Here is a 19,313-nt window from a genome sequence, read left to right on the forward strand (position 1 = left end):
ATAAACATAAAATAGGAGGGTTTTACTATGTTAAATACTAAAGCAAATGTAGGAATTGTTGGAACTGGTATGTACATTCCTGAAGGAAGAATGACAGCTAAGGAAATCTCAGAAGCTACTAAAGGCTACTGGACAGAGGAAGCCGTCATAAATAAATTAGGGATTATTGAGAAGCCAATACCAGGGAAAAATGATGGAACACAAGAGATGGGAGTAAGGGCAGGACTTGATGCAATTAAGAGAACTGGAATTGATCCAAAGGAAATAGATTTAATCATATGTATGGGAGAGGAATGGAAGGAATATCCTCTAACAACATCCGGGATCTACATTCAGGAGAAAATAGGAGCTACAAATGCATGGGCTATAGATGTTCAGCAAAGATGCTGTACTACTGTTGCAGCTATGAAAATAGCTAAGGATATGATTCTTGCAGATGAAGATATAAACACTGCAATGGTCGTAGGCGGCTATAGAAATGGAGACTTTGTAGATTATACTGACAAGGACATGTCAATGATGTATAACCTTTCTGCAGGTGGTGGAGCTATAATATTAAAGAAAAACTACAATAAAAACCTATTGCTTGGTACCCATATAATGACTGATGGAACTATGGCAAGAGATGCAGGAGTAGAGTTTGGAGGAACTGAAAAGCCAATTACTTGCGAAAATATTGGAGAAGCATATAAATCATTAAGACTTTTTGATGCAAAGCATATGAAAGACAGATTAAATGAAGTTTCTATGAGTAACTGGTATCATTGTATAGACAGAGCCTTTGAAAAATCAGGAATATCTAAAGACCAGTTAGGTTATTTAGCAGTATTGCATTTTAAATATTCACAACATAAGGGAATGGTAGAATCTCTTGGCTTAACTGAGGATCAATCAGTATATCTCTCTAATTATGGGCATATGGGTCAAGTAGACCAAATACTATCACTTCACTTAGCATTAGAGCAAGGAAAGATTGAAAATGGAACTGTAATATCAATGATAGCTGCAGGGATTGGATATGCATGGGCGGCAAACGTTATCAAATGGGGTAAATAGGAGGGAAAACTGATGAACATAAAGGAAATATACAATAGTAAAGTAATAACAGTGGAAGAAGCAATCAACAAGATTAAAACAGATGACAATGTAGTATCTGCTTTATCAGCTGCAGAACCTAGAGAAATTCTTTCAAAGCTACACACTATTTCAGATAGAGTGAGAAATGTCAATGTAGCTACATGTCTTCCAATGGGTGACTACGACTATTTTGTAAATCCCGAATACAAAGAGAGCTTCTTAATGGAAGGGTGGTTCTACAGTCCATCAATAAGAAAAGCTCATAAAAACGGTAATGTATCTTTTATACCTAACCATCTTCATCTGGCAGCAACTAAAAGAATTTATCATAGAAAACCAAATGTCTTTATAGGAACAGGTTCATCAATGGATAAGCACGGTTTTATTTCCATTTCACTCAGTGCAACCTATGAAAGAGAAATGATTGAAAATGCTGACATTGTGATACTTGAAGTTAATCCAAATATGCCAAGGACCTTTGGGGATGCAATAATACATGTTAGTGATGTAGACTATGTAGTGGAGACTGATTACCCAGTTCCACAGCTAGGAACAGTAGAGCCTTCTGAAAAGGATAAGATAATAGGAAAATATATTGCTGACCTAGTAGAAGATGGTTCAACTATACAGCTGGGAATAGGAGGTATTCCAAATGCAGTAGCAGCAGAGCTGATGCATAAGAAGGATTTAGGAATCCATACTGAAATGTTTACAGATGGCATGGTTGATTTATATGAGGCAGGGGTAATTACAGGAAGGTATAAGACACTACTGCCAGGAAAAATGGTAGCTACTTTTGCTTTAGGAACTCAGAAGCTATACGACTTTATAGACGACAACCCAGCAGTTAATATAATGAGAGGCTCATGGGTAAATGACCCTTATATAATAGGACAAAACTATAAGATGGTATCTATAAATACCACATTGGAAATTGATTTAACAGGTCAATGCTGTTCAGAAGCAATAGGGCATGTTCAATTTAGTGGTACAGGAGGTCAAGCAGATACTGCTATAGGTGCTCAACTGTCTAAGGGTGGAAAATCTATTATAGCCCTATACTCTACAGCAAATGTGAGAGTTCCCGGAACTGATAAGAGAAAAACAATATCTAAGATTGTTACAAGACTGGCTCAAGGTGCTGCTGTATCACTTTCAAGAAACGACGTTGATTTTGTAGTTACAGAATATGGAGTAGCTTCACTTAGAGGTGCCTCCATAAGAGATAGAGTCAAGGCTCTAATAGATATCTCACATCCAGATTTTAGGGAACAACTAAAAGAAGAAGCAAAAGAATTGATGATTTGGTAATCTAAGGAGGGTGAACAATGCCTAAGGTATTGATACAAGGAAAAAACATGTATTACGAAACCTATGGAGAAGGCGAACCAATAGTCATATTAAATGGAATAATGATGAGTACAGGAAGCTGGACTTCATTTATAGATATATTCTCAAGAAAAAATAAGCTTGTCCTAGTAGATTTCATAGATCAGGGACAATCAGATAGAGCAGAAGGAGAATACTCTCAAGATATGCATGTCGAGATGCTAAAAGAATTATTTAGCATTTTAGGACTAGATAAAGTTCACCTTGTAGGAATTTCTTATGGAGGGGAGGTAGCTCAGAGATTTGCATTAAAATATCAGGCTCAGCTTCTAAGCCTCATTCTATCTAACACTACTAGTTATACAAATCACATATTAAAGGATATTGGCGATGGATGGATATATGCAGCTAAAACCTATGATGGAAGCACATTTTTCAAGGTAACTATGCCATACGTTTATTCACCAGAGTTTTATGAATCCAATATTACTTGGCTAAAAGAGCGAGAAAAAGCATTTTCAGTTTCCTTAAAGCCTGAATGGTATGAGGGATTTATTAGGCTAGTTAGAAGTGCAGAGGATTTGAACATTACAGATGCTCTTCACAATATAAAAGTACCTACACTAATAATTGGTGCAGAGTATGACATCACTACACCTTTGAGATGTCAGGAAGAGATACAAAAAAGGATATCTGATTCAAAGCTAATGGTTATAAAAGGTTCAGGACATGCAACCATGTATGAAAAACCATACGAATTCATTACAGTAGTACTTGGATTTGTTGAATGTTATGATAAGGAAATTAAAATTTTGTAAGAAGGGGTGATAGTGATGAGCATATTTATACAAATACTCCTGAATAGCTTAGAAACAGGGGGTATTTACGCACTTGCAGCATTAGGTATAATACTTATTTTCAGAACATCAAATACAACAAATTATGCTCAAGGTTCACTAAGTATGTTCAATGCATTTATAGCTGCCTATATACTCATGGGTACAGGCCTTCCAGCTTATGTAGTGGCCATACTTGGAATGTTAAGTGCATTTCTTGTAGGGGTACTTGTGGATAGGATAGTCATATCAAGGACACAAAAGGTTAATCCTGTATCTAAGCAGATAATAACACTTGGATTAATAATGATATTTTTAGGCCTTGCACCTATGATATTCGGAACAGATCCTCTTCAATTTCCTAGATTTATTTATGGAAGCCATACAATAATGGGAGCCACAATTTCATACAATGCCATTGTGAATATTATAGTTGGTGTTGTAATAATGCTATTTTTATTCTATATGCTTCAAAGAAGCAAATGGGGCCTCTCTGTAAGAGCTACTGCTTCTAATGATATAGTTGCCAGAATGATGGGTATACCGACTACTTTTGTTACTATGGCCTCTTGGGCCATAGCAGCAGCACTAGGTACACTAGCAGCTCTGATGCTAGCACCTACTACAAGTGTCAGCATCTCTATGATGGACGGAGTTCAGATAATTGCTTTTTTAGCTTGTGTTCTAGGAGGATTCCAAACCTTTCATGGACCTGTTATAGCTGCTTATATAATAGGATTTGCAAGTAACTTTATTTCCTTTTATATATCATCCATATGGAGCGATTCAATACTTTATATATTGATTTTAGCCGTAATACTATTTAAGCCAAATGGACTTTTTGGCAAGAAAATAGTTAAAAAGGTATAGGAGGTGTAGATATTGGAAAAGAGAGAAAATAAACTGATTGAAAAATATAAGAAAAGCAGACCATATTCAGATTATATAATCTTTGGAGCTTTGCTAATCTTGCTTCCTATACTAGTAGAGATAGGATTCCTAAAGTATTCCTATCTCACAATAATTGCGAGTATACTCATATATTCAATAGCAGCTTTGGGACTCAACATTCTTTTAGGATATTCAGGTCTAATCTCCTTGGGCACAGCTGGTTTCATGGGACTGGGAACTTATCTTGCAGCTTATTTTACTGCTGATTTAAACCTTCCCTTTGAGCTGTCACTGTTGATTTCTGTAGCAGTTCCAATGGTAATAGGAGTTTTAACAGGACTTGTGTCCCTTAGGATTGAAGGATTTTATCTTGCCATAGCTACCTTGGCCATATCAGAAATATTCCGTAAGGTGTTTGTAGAGTTTGAAGTAGTTACCAATGGCTTTTCTGGGAAAAAAGCAGGGTATCCAGAGCTTTTAGGTTTTATAAAGCTAGGAAGAAATGGCTCCTTTATTCTTATTGTAGTATTTCTGGTGGCTGTTATGATTATAGCTCACAATATAATAAATAGTTATACAGGAAGAGCATTTCAGGCCATGAGAGGAAGCGAAGCAGCAGCTCAGGCCATGGGAATAAATATATACAAATATAGACTTCTTTCCTTTGCAATAGCTGTAGCTTACTCAGCTCTTGGTGGCGTCTTGTATATACACTTTGTAAAATATACTTATCCTAACGCATGGACATTGACACTTTCTCTTAATATTTTGGCAGTAATAATTATAGGAGGAATAAGATCTATACCAGGAACAATATTAGGCTCATTTATAGTTTTTGGAGTACCGGATCTAATTCTAAAAAGATTGCCTATCATTGGTGATTTTGATGGAATGGCCTATATATTCAATGGGATATTAATAATTTTAGTAATATTATTTTATCCTACTGGCCTTATACATATGAAAAATGATATTAGGAGGTTTTTTCTAAAATTTAAAAAAGGAAAGGAGAACTACAGTGAGCATGGAAGTGTTAACACAAAATGAGAAGATGTCTGATAATACAGTATTAAGAATTGAAGATCTCTCCATAGCCTTTGGCGGACTAAAAGCTGTAGATTCACTGTCCTTTGACATTAAAGAGAAGGAGATTTTTGGACTTATAGGACCTAATGGTGCAGGAAAGACTACTGTATTTAACTGTATTACACAGTTCTATAAGCCTGATAATGGAGGAGTTTTCTTCAGAACAAATACAGGAGAGGTTGAAAACCTAGTTGGGAAAAGACCTCATGAAATTATCTCAAAGGGACTTGTAAGAACATTTCAGAACCTAGAGCTCATAAGAGAATTAACTGTAATCGACAATATACTTATAGGCTCACATATAGAGTTCAAGGCTTCAATATTAAGTCAGATACTAAAGCTTCCGAAAGCAAGAAAGGAGGAAGAAAGATTTAGAGGGAAAGCAGAGGAAGTACTTAAATATATGGGGCTTTTTGATATAAAGGATCAGCTTGTAGCAGGTCAACCCTATGGAGTTCTTAAAAAAATTGAGCTTGCTCGGACACTGATGTGTGATCCCAAGCTTATAATACTAGACGAACCTGCAGCTGGATTAAATGAGATAGAGACATTGGATCTAGTAAACATAGTAAAAGAAATAAAAAACAAATACAATTGTGCAATACTTCTTGTAGAGCATGACATGAAATTTGTTACAGATTTATGTGATAGAATATGTGCTATTTCCTTTGGTAAGCTTCTTGCTATAGGAACACCTCAAGAGATACAAGCCAATCAGAAGGTACAAGCAGCTTATTTAGGAAAGGGGGATGAATAGCATGGATGCATTAACGATTAATAACTTAAGAGTAAATTATGGCAGTATAGAAGCCCTTAAAGGGATAGACATAACTGTTAAAGAGGGAAATATAGTAGCTCTACTTGGCTCAAATGGCGCAGGGAAAACTACTACACTCAGAAAAATATCAGGTGTCCTAGAGGCTTCTGATGGCCATATAGAATTCTTTGGCCATGATATTACAAGAATGTCAGCAAATAAAATAGCTTCACTAGGAATAATTCAATCCCCTGAAGGAAGACAGGTATTTAGAGACCTTACAGTTGAGGAAAACCTAATGACGGGAGCATATACAGTAAAGGATAAAAAGGAAATTGCAAAGAATTTTGAGAAAGTATACAGATACTTTCCAGTGCTTAAGGAAAGAAAAAACCAAATAGGCTCAACTCTTTCAGGCGGAGAGCAACAAATGCTTGCAATAGGAAGAGCTCTTATGGGAAGTCCAAAGCTTCTGTTACTAGATGAGCCATCTTTAGGCCTTGCACCTTTAATAGTTAGAGGCATCTTTGAAATAATCAAGGAAATAAGGGAAGATGGCACTACAGTTCTAATTGTGGAACAGAATGCACTACAAACTTTAAAAATTGCTGACTATGCTTATGTTCTTGAAGTTGGGAAGATAAGGATGGAAGGAGATGCAAAGAAGCTTAGTGAAGATCCTGAGCTCATAGAAGCTTATCTTGGAGATAAAAAATAAAAAACCTAAATAATATGAGGGGGTTATGTAATGAAAAAACCTATATCGATTATCCTTATTTTTACCATGCTATTAATGACATTATCAGGATGTGCTAGTAAGGCAACTGTTTCTCAAGGAGTTACTGATACCACTATAAAAGTAGGAAATGCTGCTGCCACATCAGGCGCATTTGCACCTGTAGGAGTGCCATTTAATGCAGGTATACAGGCATATATTCAGAAAGTAAATGATGCTGGTGGAATTGACGGGAGAAAAATTGAATTTGTACATTATGATGATGAATTTGATCCGGTAAAAGGAAAAGCTTTTACAGAGCAGCTAATAAATGATGATAAGGTATTTGCACTTGTAGGGCATTTTGGTACACCAACAATAGGAGCTACTCTTGATCTATTAACAGAAACAGGAATACCAACTGTATACTTTGCAGCAGGTATATCAGCTCTTTACAACGAAGATGCAACTAGTTCTGAAAAGGGTAAGGGGCTATATCCAGTTCAGCCAATATATGTTACTGAAGGTAGACTGATTGTTGCTAGAGCAGTGGAAGAGCATGGTGCAAAGAAAATAGGCGTTATTTACACTAATGATGATGCAGGAAAAGACTTACTTGCAGGAGTAGAAAATCAAGTTAAAAAGCTTGGCGACGATTATTCTGTTGTTAAAGAGCAAATAAATCCAGGAGCAGCAGATGTATCTTCAGCAGTATTAAAAATGAAAAATGAAAATGTTGATGTTGTCGTAGCTGCTTCAATACAAGCAACTTTACCAACTATAGTAAAAGGTCTTATAAGTCAAGGTGTAAGCAAACCAGTGTTTACAACATATTCAAATGCTGATGCTACAACTATAGCAAACTTTGCTGCTGACTATGAAAGTGCTTCAAATAAGTTTCCAATATACTCAAATGCATGGGTTGACCTAAGTAATGCTGAAGAAGTTAATGACTTCGTAGAAGGAATGACTAATTATGGTGAACCAGACTATGCTGGGAATGCTTTTGCTATGGCAGGATGGATAGCTGGACATTTCCTTTGTGAAGGACTTAAGAGAACAGAAGGACAGACGCTTAACTGGGAAAACTTTATGAAGGCAATGGAGTCTGCAGAGTTTAAGATACCTATGGGAGGAACTGTTAACTATGCAAATGGACAACGTCTAGGAACACAGGCAATGTCACTACTTAAGGTTTCTGATGATGGCAAAGCCTGGGAAAGTGTAAAGCCAGTTGAAGATTTAAACATTATAGTAGATAGGGTACAGTAACCAATTAAAAAATAGATTTATGATAAAATAATATGCTCCCCTTAAGATAGATTGAAAAATAAAGATCTGATATCTTGAGGGGAGATTTTTCATGAAAGGTAGGCATGTAAAGGAAAAGGAAAAGCAAATTCAGCTGCTACCCAGCAAGTAACTGCCTCTAGGAGGAACAAACTGCTTCAATTCAAGAAATTGCAAGTGCCAGTTGGGGCCTTGCAAGCCTTGGAGAAAATTTGCAATCAATTATTAAAAGATTTAAGATATAATATAAAAAGCTCTGTGAAGTCTGTAAGGACTTGTTATAGAGCTTTTCATGTTCCGTTAGGACCAAATTTATGTGGGCGACAGCAGGCAAATAAAATTGCATTGATAGACTGTGAATATTAGTTTTTCACTAATGTATTTATAAATTCATATTATATACTGAGAAATCAATATACATTTGGTGGTGAATTATTATGGAAAATAATTGTCTCAAAATAGGAATGAAGGCTCCAGATTTTACTGCTCAAACAACCTTTGGACCAATTAAGCTTTCAAGTCTTGTAGGCAGATGGGTAGTTCTTTTTTCACATCCTGGAGACTTTACTCCTGTCTGAACTACAGAGTTCATTGCTTTGGCAAAGCATAATAATCAATTTGTTATGAGAAATACACAATTACTAGGATTGAGTATTGACAGCAATCCCTCTCATTTAGCTTGGGTTTACAATATATATCAAAATACAGGAGTCCAAATACCTTTTCCAATAATTTCTGACAGAGATGGAAGTATTGCAAGATTGTATGGCATGATTGCTCCTGAAGCAAGCACTACACAGACTGTTAGAAATGTATTTTTTATAGATGATAAACAGATTATTAGGGCTATACTTGTCTATCCACTTACAAATGGTAGAAATATACCAGAGATGATTCGCATCATTGAAGCTCTTCAAACCTCAGACAGGGAAAAGGTAGCAACTCCTGCTGACTGGGTTCCAGGCTGCGCAGTAGTAGTTCCTGCACCTCAAACCTTTGAGGAACTACTAAGGAGGAAGCAAGGAGAAGAAGGGCTAGAATGTATAGATTGGTATTTGTGCTACAGGAATATATAAATGTTCATCCTATCTAAAACATTCTCAGCAAATACTTTTTCATATAATAAATAGGCCTAAAAGAATCATCATAATTATCTGAGATGAATACTGCAACCATGTTTACACTTGGAATTACAAAAATAAACTGTCCTCCATTACCCATGGCAAAATATGCAGTATGAGTTGTTTCTTTAAAAGATAAATCTTTAATCCACCACTGATATCCATAATGTCCTAATGACCGTGATACTAATATCTTAGGTTCTAGAGATTCATTGATCCAGTATTCTGGAATCAATGAATCTTTTCCCTTTTTCCCTTTATTCATATAAAGGCATCCTATTTTAGCCATATCATAAGCAGACATTTCAATTCCAAAGCCCCCATTGCTATTGCCCTGAGGATCAGACATCCAGATAAAATTTTTTATATCTAGTGGTTCAAAAATATGCTTCTGTGCATATTTCTGAGCATTCATGCCTGTAGCCCTGCTGATTATAGCAGATAATAAATGAGAACCACCTGAGCTATAATTAAATACATTGCCAGGGCTATGCTCCATAGGCATGTCTAAAATAAACTTAACCCAATCATTACTATTGACTAAGCCAGAGATAAACTCCCAGTTACCAAATTCAGGCCAAGATATGCCACTAGTCATAGTAAGCAGATGATATACAGTAATATCTTTTTTTCTTTTTTCTATGTCATTCGCCCTTAGCTCAGGGAAAAAGTCGGAGATAGGCTGATGAACACCTTCTATTAGCTTATTGTCTATGGCTATTCCAATGAGAGTCGATATTATACTCTTAGTGCAGGAGTTTATCTTAAATCTTTTTCCTTTATAATCATCTTGTTTGTTATAGTCAACTACGATTTCCCCATCCTTAATTACAACTAAGTTTAGTATATTTTCATTACTGATCCTATCTATCATTTCATTAAATATAGCTTGATTCATATCAGCACCTTCTTTGCATAAATATTACTATTATTTACATTATACTATTGAATAAAAAATCTTCAAAGTTAAACTTATATGATATTCTTCAAAAATTTGCTCTTATCATCTGAGCAATATTCTATTTTCTAATTTAGTATTTTTTCTTAAATAGTTAACATATTGACAATAAGGATCAATGAGGCTATACTTGTTTATATACGTTATACTTTAATAAACATAACGGAAAACATAATAGGAAGATTTATATGCTAGAAATAAAGAATATAAAGCTTAAATTAGGACAATTTTCTTTAAATGATATAGATAGGAGAATATTTTGTGATACTGGGATCTAGTGGTTCTGGAAAGACAGTGCTGCTAGAAACCATTGCAGGTCTTTATAGTCCTAGTGAAGGTAGTATTATATACTATAACAATAAGGATCTGCTTTCTTTACCCCCTGAAAAGAGAAATATAGGCTTTGTCTATCAAAATTATGAGCTGTTTCCTCATCTGACAGTTAAGGAAAATATTATTTTTGGATTAAAAATAAGAAAGATTAGTGAAGATATTATAAATAAAAAGCTATGCAGATTAGTATCAATGTTTAAAATAAACCATCTTCTGCATAGATATCCTGATAAGCTTAGTGGAGGAGAGAAGCAAAGAGTTGCATTAGCAAGAGCAGCATGCTTAAGAGAACTAAATCGAATTTGCTTTCATTCTAAATAAAAAATAAGTATATGGGAATAATACTTTTAAATAATAATATATAATAAAAAATATTATTCAGCTCCTTTACACATTTTGACTTTTGATATATAATAGGAGTGTAAAATAATTCTATTTTAGGAGATGTGAGTCTATAATGTCTAATTACGTAATTCTTACAATTGTTTTAGCTTAAAACAAGGGATAGTTCTGTCCTTTTTTGGCTAATCCAATTTAATATGAATTACGTAACGAAGTATTAAAGACTCTTTTTTGCTGCCATTTTTTATATGTGGATTAAAGGTCTATCAAAATACATGTTCAAAGATTGATTTTGAGAGACTATTATTTTATATTTTATTGACTATATCTGTAATATCTAAAAATACAGCATAAAACTATTTTAAGGAAAGAAGGGCTTTATTACCTTCTTTCCTTTTCTTATGCCCTAACCCAATTTTCTGAATGCTTTTATCAGAAATAAGGGAAGCTCAGAAAGCAAGTTTCTGAGTACTACAATTACACCAACCTTGATTTTGTTTTTAGAATTAGGAGTGTCCGTTAGGACCAAATTTATATGAGCGTTAGCGAACAAATAAATTTGTGTTGCGAGACTGCGAATATTTTAAGGAGGTATAAACATGAGTATTTTAACTGTAGAAAAATTAAACTTTGGATTTGGAGATAAAACAATTTTAAATAATGTATCTTTTCGGCTTTTAAAGGGAGATCATGCTGGACTTGTTGGGCTAAATGGTGCAGGGAAAACTACATTTCTTGATATATTAACTGGTAAGCTTATACCTGATGATGGAAAACTATATCTTTCGTCATCAATAAATATTGGATATCTTGATCAGCATTCACAGCTAGAGGATGGGTATAGTATTAAAGAAAGCCTTAAACAAGCATTTGCAGAGCTTTATCAGGCAGAGGAAAGGATGCTTCATATCGCTAATGATTTAGCTAAGGCAGATAAAAATGAATCGGAGCTGCTTCTAAAAGAATATGGTGAACTACAGGATATTTTACAATCTAGTGATTTTTACAGAATAGATGGTTTAATTGATAATGTAGCAGCGGGAATAGGGCTAATTGAGCTTGGGATGGATACCCATGTGGACAAATTGAGTGGTGGACAGAGAACGAAGGTGAAGCTTGCAACACTTCTTTTAAAAAGTCCGGATGTTTTACTTTTAGATGAGCCTACTAATTATCTCGACAAAGAGCATATTGAATGGCTAGCTAATTATCTCACCAGCTATTCTAACAGCTTTATTGTCATATCACATGATATAGCCTTTCTCAATAGGATAACTAATGTAATTTACCATATTGAATATGGTAAGATGAAACGATATCCAGGAAATTATGATGCTTTTTTAAAGCTAAAGGATGATGAAACAAAAAGATATATTGATATGTACAATAAGCAACAGAAAGAAATTGCACGTATGGAGGATTTTATAAATAAAAATATTGCAGGAGCAGCTACATCTAAGAGAGCCAAAAGTAGAAGAAAACAACTTGGAAAGATTGAAAGGCTTGAAAAGCCCAATAAGCTTCCGAGGCCAAGGTATACATTTTTATCAAGCAGATTATCTGGAGAACTAGTTTTTAGATGCTCACATTTGAGTATTGGATACAACTACCCTTTAATAAAAGATCTCAAGCTTAAGCTTAATAGGGGGCAAAAAATAGCTATAACAGGCTGTAATGGAATTGGTAAGTCAACATTATTAAAAACAATCATTGGAGATATTTCTCCTCTAGGTGGAAACATAGAAATAGGTGACTTTCTCTATCCAGCATATTTTGAACAAGAGACAAAAATAAGCAGCAATACTGCCATTGAAGAAATACAACACAAATATCCAGAGAAAAGCCAAAAAGAAATACGAAATGCACTTGCAAGATGTGGTCTTAAGCAGGAGCAAGTGTTTCAAAAAATGTCATCCTTAAGTGGTGGTGAGCAGTCTAAGGTAAGACTATGTAAACTTATGATGACTCCAAGCAATTGGCTTCTGCTTGATGAGCCTACTAATCATCTTGACATTGATGCCAAGGAAGCTTTGAAAGAAGCTCTTATTGAGTATGGAGGCACAATAATTCTTGTTTGTCACGAGAAAGAATTCTATGAAGATTGGGTGACTGATATATGGAACATGGAGGAGCTTGCTTCTCGCCAATAGTTACTGGTTTTGGCCTTTGAGAGATTTTATAGAATAGGCATTAATACTTAAATCAAGAAAATTTCTGTTGAATTTGTTAAGGAGAGTACTGTCTATGGCAGCACTCTTCTGACGAATTTCATATAAATTGAGAAAAAATTTAGCCTTGTGAAATTAATTTCCACTATTTTAACGGTTTAGAGTGGATTTTATTTTTACAAATTAGTAGGGATACCTAACAATAAAATATTATTATAAACATATTGAATATACAAAATATGTATGATATACTAAGCATCTGCTCACCATTGGGACCTTATCTACCCCAATGAAAATCGCATTTCACAAAATCCTTTTCATAACTTAATAGCGGAGGTGATTGATATTTTTAGGGGATTAGAGCTTGCAAAAAAATCCTTTGAAAGAGATCGTGTCTATTTGCTAAACCATATAGTCAATAATATTGGTAGCATAATATTTGGCTATATCAACGTCAGAATCTGGCTAGCAGTATTAGGAAATACCAATGAAGGCATGGAGGCTGTAACCTATCTTATGGTCAATCAAGCTGGACTATGGCTTGTGATGTTTCTTCCATATGGCTGCTACATACCTCAAAAGGTCAGAGATGGCTCAATAGCATTTGAGATGCTAAGACCTTACGGATTACTATATGGCAGTTTTTTTGAAGTATTAGGCCATATTGCCTACAATTTCTTATTTCGCACATTACCAATTCTTCTTTTTGGTGTTCTAATCATGGGAGTTTCACTTCCAAGCATATATCAGATTTTACCATACTTAAGTACATTATTTAATGGAATACTCTTATCATTTTTAATAAACTATTTCGTCGGCCTTTGGAGCATTAAGTTTTTATCTATTAATGGCGTTCAAATGCTTTATTATTTTGCGAGTACATTGTTTAGCGGTGCATTTATTAATCTAAAATACTATCCTGAGTTTTTTCAACGCATAATTATGAAGCTACCTTTTGCATATACATCCTATGTACCTACAGCAGTTTATCAGGGACAGTTTGATTTACTAAAAGCCTGTATAACTCAATGGATGTGGATTATATGTCTATTTAGTATTGCCTATTTATTGACAGCAAAATTAACAAAGAAAATGACTGTTCAAGGAGGTTAAAATGAGGATTTTTCTAACGCTCTTTAAAGCTTCCTTTAGAAGTGAAGCACAGTATAAATTTGATTTTTTTATTAACATACTTGGTAATATAGCTATCCTAGGAGATTTTTTAATTACTGTATTCATATTGATGCGGTTTAAAAATATTAATGGATGGCTGCTTCAAGAGGTTTCCTTGATGTATGCAATTACAGAGTTTGGATTTGGAGTTTACAGATTTATAGGTGATGGATTTAACAATTTTGAAGTATTGGTACTTTCAGGCAAGTTTGATACATTACTGATTAGACCAGCTTCAGCGCTTGTACAGGTCATGCTGCAAAAAGTTGATTTAAAGAGGCTTGGTATGGTAGTTCAAGCATTAGCAGTTGGTATATGGGGGCTGCAAAGGTGTTCATTTATAGATAATAGCATATATGTATATTTGCCATTCTTATTATTAGCTTCAGTAATAGTCAATACACAAATAGGCATAATGCTTGCTGCTGTGGCCTTTTGGACAGGGAAAAATGAAGATATTGTAGTTCTAGGACACTACTCATCAAGAACGGCAGCTCAGTATCCTGCATCAATTTATAACAAGCTATTTAGTAGCATATTGACATTCATTATTCCTTTCTTTTCTGTAAGCTACTATCCTTTAGTATATTATACTGGGAGATCTGAAAATATACTTTACTTATTAGCGCCATTACTTGCGGTAGTTGCCATGACGCCTATAACTTATATTATATGGAGTTCAGGTATTAAGAGGTATTCGAGTACGGGAACATAGAGGACTGTATACAATAGAAATATACGCTCACGGTTTTGGTCACGAATAATTCTAAAGCTCATTCCAGTAAAAAATCCTACAGCTTGCAAACTCGCTTCGCTTAATATTTCTATTGTATATTTAGTGCTTCAGATTGAAAATGATTGGAGGTAGAGTCATGGAATTTATTACTGTAAAAGGGTTAAAAAAAGAATACACTATATATGAGAAAAAAAGCTTTCTTAGAAGAAATAAAAGGAAGGTTGATGCTCTTAAGGGAATTGATTTTACAGTCAAAAAAGGTGAATTCTTAGGCTATGTAGGACCAAATGGAGCAGGTAAATCAACTACTATTAAAATACTGACAGGGATTATGACTCCAAGTGATGGGATGGTTAGAATAGGTGAATATGTACCATATAAAGATAGAAAAAGATATGTGAGAAATATAGGCGTGGTTTTCGGGCAAAAAACGCAGATGTGGTGGGATTTACCTGTTATTGATACTTATGAGCTTCTTAAGGGAATATATAAGGTAGATGAAAAAAGATACAAGAGTCAGCTGGAGTATTTGGTAGATAGGCTGTTTCTTCAGGATATTTTGAAGCAGCCTGTAAGACAGCTTAGCTTAGGGCAACGAATGAGAGCTGAGCTAGGAGCTTGTATGATTCATAACCCAGATATACTCTTTCTTGACGAGCCTACCATTGGCTTAGATGTAGTGTCTAAGCATAAGGTTGTGGACTTCTTGCAGGAAATCAATCAGCAAGGAAAGACTATATTTTTAACTACGCATGATATGAAAGATATAGAAAAGCTATGTAATGAAATGCTAGTTCTCAATCATGGAGATATTGTATATAAGGGAAAGGTAGAGGAATTGAAAACCATAGGAGAGTTACCAATCAAAGTTGTTGCACAGATTAAGCGTAATGGATATGATACATTGCTTAACGATATAATATCTCAACATTCAGGAGCCTACGATGCCGACAAATCTCAGCTTGTACTAAATCTCAAAAATAAAAAAGAGATTTCTGAAATAGCCAAGGCTCTTTTTAATAACTTTGACATAGATGATTTTAAGGTTGAAGAGCCCAGCATTGAAGAAGTAATAAAGCTCATATATACAAGTTGAAATCTAGAATTCATGTATAAGGAGCTTATTTTAATCTAATAATCTTAAAGCTATTATCTAAGGATTACAAAATGAGCAATAAAGTTAAGGCCCTGTTTGGGTTGATTTCTCTAGGAGAATCACTGCCAAGTAGGGCTTAATTTATTTGTTTTTAACAAGATATAATCAGCCTTGTATTATCTTAATGAAATATTTCTCATCATTTGCTGAACCTTCTTCACTAATTATTCTTTACTACTTGACAATACATAGTAGTTAATATATGATGATAATCAAAGACTATTATGTAATGCAAAGTAGGTGATGAGATGGCTAAGGATACACAAATGTTAAAAGGCCTGCTAGAGGGCTGTATATTGATGATAGTTAGCAGACATGAGACCTATGGATATGAAATATGTGAAAGATTAGGAGAGCATGGCTTTAAAGAAGTGTCTGAGGGCAGCGTATACCCAATATTAATAAGATTAGAGAAGAAAAAACTACTATATTCTAATATGAAGGAATCTCCCCTAGGCCCAATGAGAAAATATTATTATCTAACGGATCAAGGCTTAAAAGAATTGGAAGATTTCATAGATATATGGAAGGAAATAAAAAAGAATGTTGATAGTGTATTGGAGGGATAGTATGTTGATGGAAATAAGACTTAGAAAGATTAGAGCAAGACAGCAAAGGAAATTAAATAGCTCCTATTTGGCATTATATAAGAATATAACTAGCTATATACATCTGAGTACATTAAAGAATATAGAGAAGGAAGAGATACTTCAGGAAATTTTAGATATAATGCTTCAAGCACAGCTTGAAGGAAAATCCATAGATTCATTCATAGGAGCAGATTATGAGATGTTCTGTGACTCTGTTATCAAAGAGTATAGTAAAAGTCATGATTATAGAATACTAAATGCTTTTCAGGGCTACATTAAATATACAATTTTAGGCTTATTAGCGTTTGCTCTGATTAATGCTATTTCCAGTCAGTCCTTATCAAGCTTAAGTATTACTATTAGCCAATTTATCGTGATAAATGCAATTTCAATATTTATTGTTCCTTTGTCAAAGAAAATACAAAAAGAGAGGATATCTGCTCCAAAATATCAGAAGTATTATGTTACAGTAAATAACATAAAAGGAATATATGTTTTGATTGCTTTTATAGGCTTTCCTATGATATTTAAGGCCATATTAGAAAAAATGTATGGAAAAGAAATACTAGGTTATAAAATAAGCTTACTTGCTAATTGGCATTATTTAATTCTAGCTATAGTAGCTATAGCTTCAATAGAAATATATAAAAGATTACGTTGCAGCAATTAAATAGAAAGTACTGGTTTGAATAATGTGGTTTAGAGCTAATACTATAAAGAAGATTATTAATGAAAGAATTCCGTAAATTAGAGGTTACTGAAAAGTTTAAATTTTTTGCCTGCCGTTCTTAGATGTAGTCGAAGATGTATGCTTTCAATATATTAGAGAGCCTTCACTAACACTCAGTATGACAAAAAAAGGTTTTTTCGGTAGCTTCATAATTTAACGGGTTCTTTTTATTTTTATAGAATAGGTTTCTATATTTAAGGTCATTGTCAACTTTAAAGATAAATTTGGTTGACAATGCTGGTATTCCAGTATAAAATTAAATCATAAAATATAGAGACAAGCTTAGGAGGAAAACGACAGTGAAAATTAAAACTCGTGATATGATTTTAGTCGCACTATTTGCAGCACTTACAGCTATAGGAGGATTTTTAAAAATTCCAATTGGAGTAGTACCTTTTACGCTTCAAGTATTATTTAGTGCATATTCAGGAATATTTTTAGGTTCAAGGAAGGGACTATTATCACAGCTACTATATATACTTATAGGACTTTCAGGCATACCTATATTTACTGAGGGTGGTGGATTTGCATATGTGTTTAAACCGACCTTTGGATATCTTTTAGGTTTTATATTATGTGCTTATGTCATAGGGAAGATTACTGAAGGAACTAAAGAAATTAAGTTTATAAGATTTTTTATTGCGTCTTTTGCGGGAATGGCTATAGTATATGTAATTGGAGTACCCTATCTTTACTTTATGATAAATAGGGTAGCTGAAGCGCCTATTACATTTTCAGCAGCTATCAAAATGGGTCTAATTCCTTTTGTTGTCCAGGATATCATTAAATGTGTCATTGTTGCGATTACGGCTATAAAAGTTGTTCCTGTACTAAGAAAATCAGGATATATTAATTAAGCTAGTTATAAATGTAAGTTGTATTAGAAAAACCATATATACTACATGGAAATATGTCTTATGAACATGCTAGAAAGCTCAAGGAAACAGATTGTAAATATGTACTATTATAACATTGAAACTAGTAACGCTTATTGTCTTGACTTTGTAATACTCACTCTTATGTTGATGGCACTGATGAGGATGAGAATATGATTTTGAGTAAGGTACAAGTATACATTAATATTGACTTATATTAGCATTTTTGGTATTCTGACAATAGGGTCAGAATATTCAAAAAATAAATTTTTAACGAGGTATATTACAGATGATAATCAGGCATAAACCTGTGTATGGGAATAAAATATTGCCATATATAGCTTTATGCCTTTTGTTTTTCTTTTATCATATTCTAGGGGAGGTGGATTTTCTTAATAGAAAAAATTACATAGGTTTTAAAACTTTAAACAATAGAAGAATGGCTATATCTATAAATAGATGGGAGGAATGAGATGTTAAATTTTTTAAAAAGAAAAAGAGAAATTTCAATGGCAGCTCCTATGACTGGAGAAATTATAGAAATTGATAAGGTTCCTGATGCTGTATTTGCAGGAAAAATGATAGGTGATGGATTGGCTATAAAGCCATCAGAGGGAACCGTAGTAGCTCCATGTAACGGGAAGATTATACAGGTATTTCCTACAAACCATGCTATAGGTATCTTAACACCAGAGGGGATAGAGCTTTTAATACATATAGGATTAGACACTGTAAATTTAAAAGGAAATGGATTTAAAGTCTTCGTAGCTGCAGGAGATGATGTGAAAAAGGGAGACAAGCTTTTGGAGGTTGATTTAGAGTATGTCTCAAATAATGCTAAATCTACTATAAGCCCTATAATAATAACTAACATTGACATGATCCATAGCCTATCAGTAAAAAAAGGGACTGTAGAAGAAGGAAAAGATGCTATCATGGACATACAACTAAAATAGTAGTCTTAATATAGTCCAATTAAGCAAGTACAGTTAAATAACAAAATAAACAGCATAAGGAGTTGTTTATCTATAATAAGGCATGTATATAACTAAATGTGTTGTATACATGCTATTTGTTTTTTATAAAAAATTTGTTAAGAAATAATGTTTATGGTAGAGTTTCCATGAGTATATACTATAATATACATTAT

Annotated in this window: 19 protein-coding genes; 18 read left to right on the forward strand and 1 reads right to left on the reverse strand. The window is 34.0% G+C overall.

Annotated elements, in window-relative coordinates; translation table 11 throughout:
* The first annotated feature begins 27 nt into the window (after window positions 1-27).
* The 9 genes from QO263_RS03390 to QO263_RS03430 all read left to right on the forward strand — a co-directional run bounded on the left by QO263_RS03390 (window position 28) and on the right by QO263_RS03430 (window position 9,057).
* On the forward strand, window positions 28-1,056 hold the full coding sequence (locus QO263_RS03390) for a 3-oxoacyl-ACP synthase (RefSeq protein WP_285626511.1): 1,029 nt from the start codon (window positions 28-30) through the stop codon (window positions 1,054-1,056).
* A gap of 12 nt (window positions 1,057-1,068) precedes the next feature.
* Window positions 1,069-2,388 carry an acetyl-CoA hydrolase/transferase family protein gene (locus tag QO263_RS03395; RefSeq protein WP_285626513.1) on the forward strand — a complete coding sequence of 440 codons (1,320 nt, stop codon included), beginning with the start codon at window positions 1,069-1,071 and terminating at the stop codon, window positions 2,386-2,388.
* A 17-nt stretch (window positions 2,389-2,405) separates the two neighbouring features.
* On the forward strand, window positions 2,406-3,224 hold the full coding sequence (locus tag QO263_RS03400) for an alpha/beta fold hydrolase (protein ID WP_285626516.1): 819 nt from the start codon (window positions 2,406-2,408) through the stop codon (window positions 3,222-3,224).
* A 15-nt stretch (window positions 3,225-3,239) separates the two neighbouring features.
* Entirely contained in the window at window positions 3,240-4,112 is an 873-nt protein-coding gene (locus tag QO263_RS03405; RefSeq protein ID WP_285626519.1) for a branched-chain amino acid ABC transporter permease, read from the forward strand.
* Window positions 4,113-4,124: 12 nt separating this feature from the next.
* Window positions 4,125-5,180 (forward strand): branched-chain amino acid ABC transporter permease, encoded by a 1,056-nt coding sequence (locus tag QO263_RS03410; RefSeq protein WP_285626521.1) that lies wholly within the window; start codon window positions 4,125-4,127, stop codon window positions 5,178-5,180.
* A complete protein-coding gene (locus tag QO263_RS03415; RefSeq protein ID WP_285629186.1) occupies window positions 5,158-5,976 on the forward strand; it encodes an ABC transporter ATP-binding protein in 819 nt (272 codons plus the stop codon). The genes QO263_RS03410 and QO263_RS03415 overlap by 23 nt, the downstream gene beginning before the upstream one ends.
* A 1-nt stretch (window position 5,977) precedes the next feature.
* Entirely contained in the window at window positions 5,978-6,694 is a 717-nt protein-coding gene (locus QO263_RS03420) for an ABC transporter ATP-binding protein (protein WP_285626525.1), read from the forward strand.
* Window positions 6,695-6,724: 30 nt separating this feature from the next.
* Complete coding sequence (locus QO263_RS03425; protein ID WP_285626527.1) at window positions 6,725-7,963, forward strand: ABC transporter substrate-binding protein; 1,239 nt, start codon at window positions 6,725-6,727, stop codon at window positions 7,961-7,963.
* 482 nt (window positions 7,964-8,445) lie between these two features.
* On the forward strand, window positions 8,446-9,057 hold the full coding sequence (locus QO263_RS03430) for a peroxiredoxin (protein ID WP_502928709.1): 612 nt from the start codon (window positions 8,446-8,448) through the stop codon (window positions 9,055-9,057).
* A gap of 13 nt (window positions 9,058-9,070) precedes the next feature.
* Here QO263_RS03430 and QO263_RS03435 read toward each other — a convergent pair whose 3' ends face one another.
* Complete coding sequence (locus QO263_RS03435; protein WP_285626532.1) at window positions 9,071-10,000, reverse strand: serine hydrolase domain-containing protein; 930 nt, start codon at window positions 9,998-10,000, stop codon at window positions 9,071-9,073.
* 321 nt (window positions 10,001-10,321) lie between these two features.
* Here QO263_RS03435 and QO263_RS03440 point away from each other — a divergent pair, with 321 nt between their 5' ends.
* From QO263_RS03440 to QO263_RS03480, 9 genes are all read left to right on the forward strand, one after another.
* A complete protein-coding gene (locus QO263_RS03440) occupies window positions 10,322-10,714 on the forward strand; it encodes an ATP-binding cassette domain-containing protein (protein ID WP_285626535.1) in 393 nt (130 codons plus the stop codon).
* Window positions 10,715-11,334: 620 nt separating this feature from the next.
* On the forward strand, window positions 11,335-12,885 hold the full coding sequence (locus QO263_RS03445) for an ABC-F family ATP-binding cassette domain-containing protein (RefSeq protein WP_285626538.1): 1,551 nt from the start codon (window positions 11,335-11,337) through the stop codon (window positions 12,883-12,885).
* Between the two features lie 354 nt (window positions 12,886-13,239).
* Window positions 13,240-14,016 (forward strand): ABC transporter permease, encoded by a 777-nt coding sequence (locus QO263_RS03450; protein WP_285626540.1) that lies wholly within the window; start codon window positions 13,240-13,242, stop codon window positions 14,014-14,016.
* 1 nt (window position 14,017) lies between these two features.
* Window positions 14,018-14,791, forward strand: coding sequence for an ABC transporter permease (locus QO263_RS03455; protein WP_285626542.1), 774 nt, complete (start codon window positions 14,018-14,020; stop codon window positions 14,789-14,791).
* 157 nt (window positions 14,792-14,948) lie between these two features.
* Window positions 14,949-15,908 (forward strand): ABC transporter ATP-binding protein, encoded by a 960-nt coding sequence (locus QO263_RS03460; RefSeq protein ID WP_285626544.1) that lies wholly within the window; start codon window positions 14,949-14,951, stop codon window positions 15,906-15,908.
* 308 nt (window positions 15,909-16,216) lie between these two features.
* Window positions 16,217-16,537, forward strand: coding sequence for a PadR family transcriptional regulator (locus QO263_RS03465; RefSeq protein ID WP_285626546.1), 321 nt, complete (start codon window positions 16,217-16,219; stop codon window positions 16,535-16,537).
* A 1-nt stretch (window position 16,538) separates the two neighbouring features.
* Window positions 16,539-17,228, forward strand: coding sequence for a DUF1048 domain-containing protein (locus QO263_RS03470; protein WP_285626549.1), 690 nt, complete (start codon window positions 16,539-16,541; stop codon window positions 17,226-17,228).
* A 359-nt stretch (window positions 17,229-17,587) separates the two neighbouring features.
* The gene (locus QO263_RS03475; protein ID WP_285626552.1) at window positions 17,588-18,145 is read left to right on the forward strand and encodes a biotin transporter BioY; all 558 of its coding nucleotides are present in this window, start codon (window positions 17,588-17,590) and stop codon (window positions 18,143-18,145) included.
* Window positions 18,146-18,636: 491 nt separating this feature from the next.
* Window positions 18,637-19,119 (forward strand): PTS sugar transporter subunit IIA, encoded by a 483-nt coding sequence (locus QO263_RS03480; RefSeq protein WP_285626555.1) that lies wholly within the window; start codon window positions 18,637-18,639, stop codon window positions 19,117-19,119.
* The last annotated feature ends 194 nt before the right edge of the window (window positions 19,120-19,313 follow it).

Source organism: Proteiniborus sp. MB09-C3, assembly GCF_030263895.1.
Lineage (GTDB): Bacteria > Bacillota > Clostridia > Tissierellales > Proteiniboraceae > Proteiniborus.